Here is a 4,737-nt window from a genome sequence, read left to right as displayed (position 1 = left end):
GGCGTTCTGGATGCGGGCCGGGTCCGGGTTCGCACGCTGACGCTTCCCGATGTCTACCAGGACCACGACAAGCCGGAGAAGATGTACGCCGAGGCCGGTCTCGACGCCGAGGGCATCCTCAAGGCCGTCCGCGCCGCCCTGCCGGAGAAGAAGGGCAGCCGGGCCGGGCGCCTGCGTCTCGCCTGACGCTCGGGCGCGGTGCTTGCCGCACCGCGTCATCAGTGAGACAAGCGCCGCGCCGTCCGGCCCGGAATCGGGTGCGTCGACGGAGCGGCGTTTCTGCTCGCCTGCGGGTCTCGTGACCGGCGGGCGGGACCACCCGTGAATCACGCGAGCACGATGACAGAGCCGACCCAAAGCGGCCCGTTCCCGGCGGGGCCGGTGCTGATCACCGGTGCCAGCGGCTTCCTGGGCGCCGCCCTGGTGGACGTTTTCCGCGCGGCCGGCTTCACCGTGCGGATCTCCGTGCGCGCCTCCTCGCCGCGCACCAATCTGATCTGGCCCGATGTCGAGATCGTCGAGGCCGACATGCGCGATCGCGCCGCCGTGGCGAGCGCCATGCGCGGCCAGCGCTACCTCGTCCACGCCGCCGCCGATTACCGGCTCTGGGCGCCGGACATGGAGGAGATCGTCCGCACCAACCGCGACGGCACCCGCATCCTGATGGAGGAGGCGCTGAAGGCCGGCGTCGAGCGGATCGTCTACACCTCGAGCGTCGCCACCATCAAACCGCACGACGACGGCACCCCCGCCGACGAGACCCGGCCGCTGACGCCCGAGACCGCCATCGGTGCCTACAAGCGCAGCAAGGTCGTGGCCGAGCGCGTGGTGGACGAGATGGTTCTGCGCGATCGCCTGCCGGCGGTGATCGTCAACCCGTCCACGCCGATCGGCCCGCGCGACGTCAAGCCGACGCCGACGGGCCGCATCATCCTCGACGCGGCGCAGGGAAAGATCCCGGCCTTCGTCGATACCGGCCTCAACCTCGCCCATGTCGACGACGTCGCTGCCGGCCATCTGCTGGCGCTGCAAAAGGGCCGGATCGGCGAGCACTACATCCTCGGCGGCGAGGACGTGATGCTGGCGCAGATGCTCGCCGACATCGCCGGCATCGTCGGCCGCAAGGCGCCGACGACGCGGCTTCCCTACGCGGTGATCTACCCGATCGCCTTCCTCTCCGAGCAGATCGCGCGGGTGACCGGCAAGGCGCCGCTCGCCACCATCGACGGCGTGCGCATGTCGAAGTACCGGATGTTCTTCTCCGACGCCAAGGCACGGGCGGAACTCGGCTATTCGGCGCGGCCCTATCGCCAGGGATTGGCGGACGCCGTCGCGTGGTTCCGTCAGGCGGGGTACATGACATGAGCGCCGCGCTTCAGACCGCCACCGACGCGCGCACGGGCAAGGGCCAGCACGACGAGAACTTCCCCGTCGCCTCGCACCTGATCCACCCGCGCAACCGCGGCGCGATCCTCGCCTTCTACAACTACGTGCGGGCGGGCGACGACGTCGCCGACCACACGGGGCTCTCGCCCGAGCGCAAGATCGAGATGCTCGACGCGCTCGCCGACGCGCTCACCGGCAAGGGCGGCTCCGATCCCTCGGTCGAGCCGCTGAAGCGGGAGCTCGCCGCGCACGATCAGCCGCCGACCCACGCGCTCGAACTGCTCGACGCCTTCCGCATGGACGCGCGCAAGTCGCGCTACGCGAACTGGGACGAGCTGATCCACTATTGCCGCTACTCGGCGATGCCGGTCGGGCGCTTCGTGCTCGACGTGCACGGCGAGGATCCGGCGCGGGTCTACGAGACCTCCGACGCGATCTGCGCCGCCCTGCAGGTGCTCAACCACCTCCAGGATTGCGGCAAGGATTTTCGCAATCTCGACCGGGTCTACATCCCCCTCGACGTGATGGCCAAGCACGGCGCCGACGTCGCGATGCTGGGCGCGGACAGGGCCACCCCCGAGCTGCGCGCGGTGATCCGCGAGCTCGCCGAGCGCACCCTGGTGCTGCTGGAAGAGGGGGCGCCGCTCCCGAACCGGATCGACGACTTCCGCCTGAGCCTGGAGATCGCCGCGATCCACCGGCTGGCCGTCGTCCTGACCAAGGGCCTGCTGACCCGCGATCCGCTCTCGGACAAGGTCCATCACGGCAAGGCCGCCTTCGCGCTCACCGCGCTCGGCGGCATCGCCGCCACTCTGGTGCGCCGCCCGTTCCGGTCGCGCGCCCCCCGTCCCGCCGGAGCCGGCCGATGAGCGCCACCGCCAGCCCGATCCCGGGCGAGACCGCCGAGGCGCCCGCCCTGCCGGCCGCCGGCTCGTCCTTCTACACGGCGATGCGCCTGCTCCCGAAGGAGCGGCGCGAGGCGATGTACGCCGTCTACGCCTTCTGCCGCTCGGTCGATGATGTGGCCGACGACGGCGGCCCGCGCGAGGTCCGCGCGGCCGAACTCGACCGCTGGCGGGCCGATATCGACGCGCTCTATGCCGGCAACCCGCCGCCGCGGGTGAAGCCGCTGGAAGAGCCGATGCGCCGCTTCGGCCTCAAGCGCGAGGACTTTTTGGCGGTCATCGACGGGATGGCGATGGACGCGGAGGAGGACATCGTCTCCCCCTCGGAAGCCAAGCTCGACCTCTATTGCGACCGGGTGGCGAGCGCCGTCGGGCGGCTGTCGGTGCGCATCTTCGGCATGCCGGAGGCGGACGGCATCCGGCTCGCGTGGCACCAGGGCCGGGCGCTGCAGCTCACCAACATCCTGCGCGACATCGACGAGGATGCGGAGCGCGGCCGCCTCTACCTGCCGGTGGAGAAGTTCCACAAGATCGGGCTGATGACCCCGACACCCCAGAGCGCGCTGGCGCATCCGCGCCTCGGCGAGGTCTGCGCGGCGGTCGCCGCGGAGGCCGAGGAGCATTACCGCCAGACCTGGGCGATCATCGCGCGCAGCCCGCGGCAGGCCACCAAGGCGGCCCGCCTGATGGCGGCGGCCTACCGGCTCTACCTCGACGCCGTGGTGAGGCGCGGCTGGAACGCGCCCCGCGCGCGGGTGAAGCCGGGCAAGCTCTCCCTCCTCCTCGTCGCCCTGCGCCACGGGATCTTTTGAGATGACGGGTACGGTTCACGTCGTCGGCGCCGGGCTCGCCGGCCTCTCGGCGGCGGCCTCGCTGGCGGAAGCGGGCGGCCGCGTGGTGCTGCACGAGGCGGCCAAGCAGGCGGGCGGGCGCTGCCGCTCCTACTACGATCCCTCGCTCGGGCTCACCATCGACAACGGCAACCACCTCCTCCTGTCGGGCAACCGCTCGTCCCTCGACTTCCTGCGGCTGATCGGGGCGCCGGACGACGCCCTAACCGGTCCCGACGAGGCGGCCTTCCCCTTCGCCGACATCCGCACCGGCGAGCGCTGGACCCTGCGCCCGAACGAGGGCCGCCTGCCGTGGTGGGTGCTGCGGGCGGGCCGGCGCGTGCCGGGCACCCGCGCCCGCGACTACCTCGCGCCGCTCTCGCTGATGATGGCCGCCTCCGGCAACAAGCCGGGCCAGAGCGGCACGATCGGGGAGAAGATGTCCTGCGAGGGTCCGCTCTACGAGCGGCTCTGGCACCCGGTGCTGCTCGCCGCCCTCAACACCGATCCGCGCGAGAGCGATGTCGGGCTCGCCGCCACCATCCTGCGCGAGACGCTCGGGGCGGGCGGGCGCGCCTGCCGGCCGCTGATCGCCGTCGAGGGCCTGTCCACCGCCTTCGTCGATCCGGCCCTGCGCTATCTCGAAGCCCAGGGCGCCGAGATCCGCTACGGCCGCCGCCTTCGGGCGCTCACCTTCGGGCAGGGCCGCATCGAGCGCCTCGACTTCACCGACGAGCCGACCGTGCTCGGACCGGACGACGCCGTGGTCCTGGCCCTGCCGCCGTGGGTGGCGACCGAATTGCTGCCCGGCACGCCGGCGCCGCAGGAATTCCGCTCCATCGTCAACGCCCATTTCGCCGTGCGCCCGCCGGAAGGGGCGCCGCTGATCCTTGGCGTCGTCGGCGGCCTGACCGAGTGGCTGTTCGCCTACCCGGATCGCTTCTCGGTGACCATCAGCGGCGCCGACCGGCTGCTGGAGGACGGCCGCGAGGATCTCGCGCGCCGGATCTGGGTTGAGATCGCGGAACTCAACGGACTTGCACGGGAATTGCCTAGCTGGCAGATCGTCAAGGAGAAGCGGGCGACCTTCGCGGCGACGCCCGCTGAGGCCGCGCGTCGCCCCGGCGCGGCGACACGCTACCGGAATCTGGTTCTGGCCGGCGATTGGACGGAGACGGGTCTGCCCTCGACCATCGAGGGCGCGATCCGGTCCGGCACGCATGCCGCGCAAGCCCTGGTCCGCACCGGCATGTGCGGACGGGCACAGGCACAGGGAGTCGCTTGAAGGATATGACGACGGCATCGAAACACGCGAACGAGGCGAGCACGATGCGTGAGGCGGCCGTGAGCAAGGTCGAGACGCTGCAGCGTCCCAAGACCCGCGACGTCTCTCTCGACGACGTGGAGCGCGGCGTTCAGAACGCCGCCCGCGCGCTCACCGAGATGACGCAGGCGGACGGCCACATCTGCTTCGAGCTCGAGGCGGATGCGACGATCCCCTCCGAGTACATCCTGTTCCACCAGTTCCGCGGGACCGAGCCGCGGCCGGGGCTGGAAGCCAAGATCGGCAACTACCTGCACCTTCGACTGCGTGCGGCGCAGGTAGTTGCCGATCT

Annotated in this window: 5 protein-coding genes and 1 pseudogene; all 6 read left to right on the top strand. The window is 71.3% G+C overall.

The features are described 5' to 3' along the window. A partial coding sequence (locus MFF42_RS22315) for a hypothetical protein (protein ID WP_238257850.1) occupies positions 1-186 on the top strand: 186 nt, incomplete at its 5' end. A 153-nt stretch (positions 187-339) separates the two neighbouring features. Beyond that, positions 340-1,365, top strand: a complete 1,026-nt coding sequence (hpnA, locus tag MFF42_RS22310; RefSeq protein ID WP_238257848.1) for a hopanoid-associated sugar epimerase — start codon at positions 340-342, stop codon at positions 1,363-1,365. Further along, a complete protein-coding gene (gene hpnC, locus MFF42_RS22305; protein ID WP_238257847.1) occupies positions 1,362-2,255 on the top strand; it encodes a squalene synthase HpnC in 894 nt (297 codons plus the stop codon). The genes hpnA and hpnC overlap by 4 nt, the downstream gene beginning before the upstream one ends. Continuing rightward, positions 2,252-3,103 carry a presqualene diphosphate synthase HpnD gene (gene hpnD / locus MFF42_RS22300; RefSeq protein WP_238257845.1) on the top strand — a complete coding sequence of 284 codons (852 nt, stop codon included), beginning with the start codon at positions 2,252-2,254 and terminating at the stop codon, positions 3,101-3,103. Before hpnC ends, hpnD begins: the two co-directional genes overlap by 4 nt. 1 nt (position 3,104) lies before the next feature. After that, positions 3,105-4,406: a hydroxysqualene dehydroxylase HpnE gene (gene hpnE, locus MFF42_RS22295; RefSeq protein ID WP_238257843.1), complete on the top strand. Its 1,302-nt coding sequence runs from the start codon at positions 3,105-3,107 to the stop codon at positions 4,404-4,406. Positions 4,407-4,450: 44 nt separating this feature from the next. After that, positions 4,451-4,737: pseudogene (locus MFF42_RS22290) on the top strand (hypothetical protein); the annotation flags it as partial.

The organism is Methylorubrum podarium (assembly GCF_022179745.1).
In the GTDB taxonomy this organism is placed as follows: Bacteria; Pseudomonadota; Alphaproteobacteria; order Rhizobiales; family Beijerinckiaceae; genus Methylobacterium; species Methylobacterium podarium.
Note: the sequence above shows the minus strand (reverse complement) of the source record. Positions and strands in the feature narration are given on the sequence as shown.

Coding starts and splice junctions, on each gene's coding strand:
- hpnA (WP_238257848.1), top strand. CDS start 340: ATGACAGAGCCGACCCAAAGCGGCCCGTTCCCGGCGGGGCCGGTGCTG.
- hpnC (WP_238257847.1), top strand. CDS start 1,362: ATGAGCGCCGCGCTTCAGACCGCCACCGACGCGCGCACGGGCAAGGGC.
- hpnD (WP_238257845.1), top strand. CDS start 2,252: ATGAGCGCCACCGCCAGCCCGATCCCGGGCGAGACCGCCGAGGCGCCC.
- hpnE (WP_238257843.1), top strand. CDS start 3,105: ATGACGGGTACGGTTCACGTCGTCGGCGCCGGGCTCGCCGGCCTCTCG.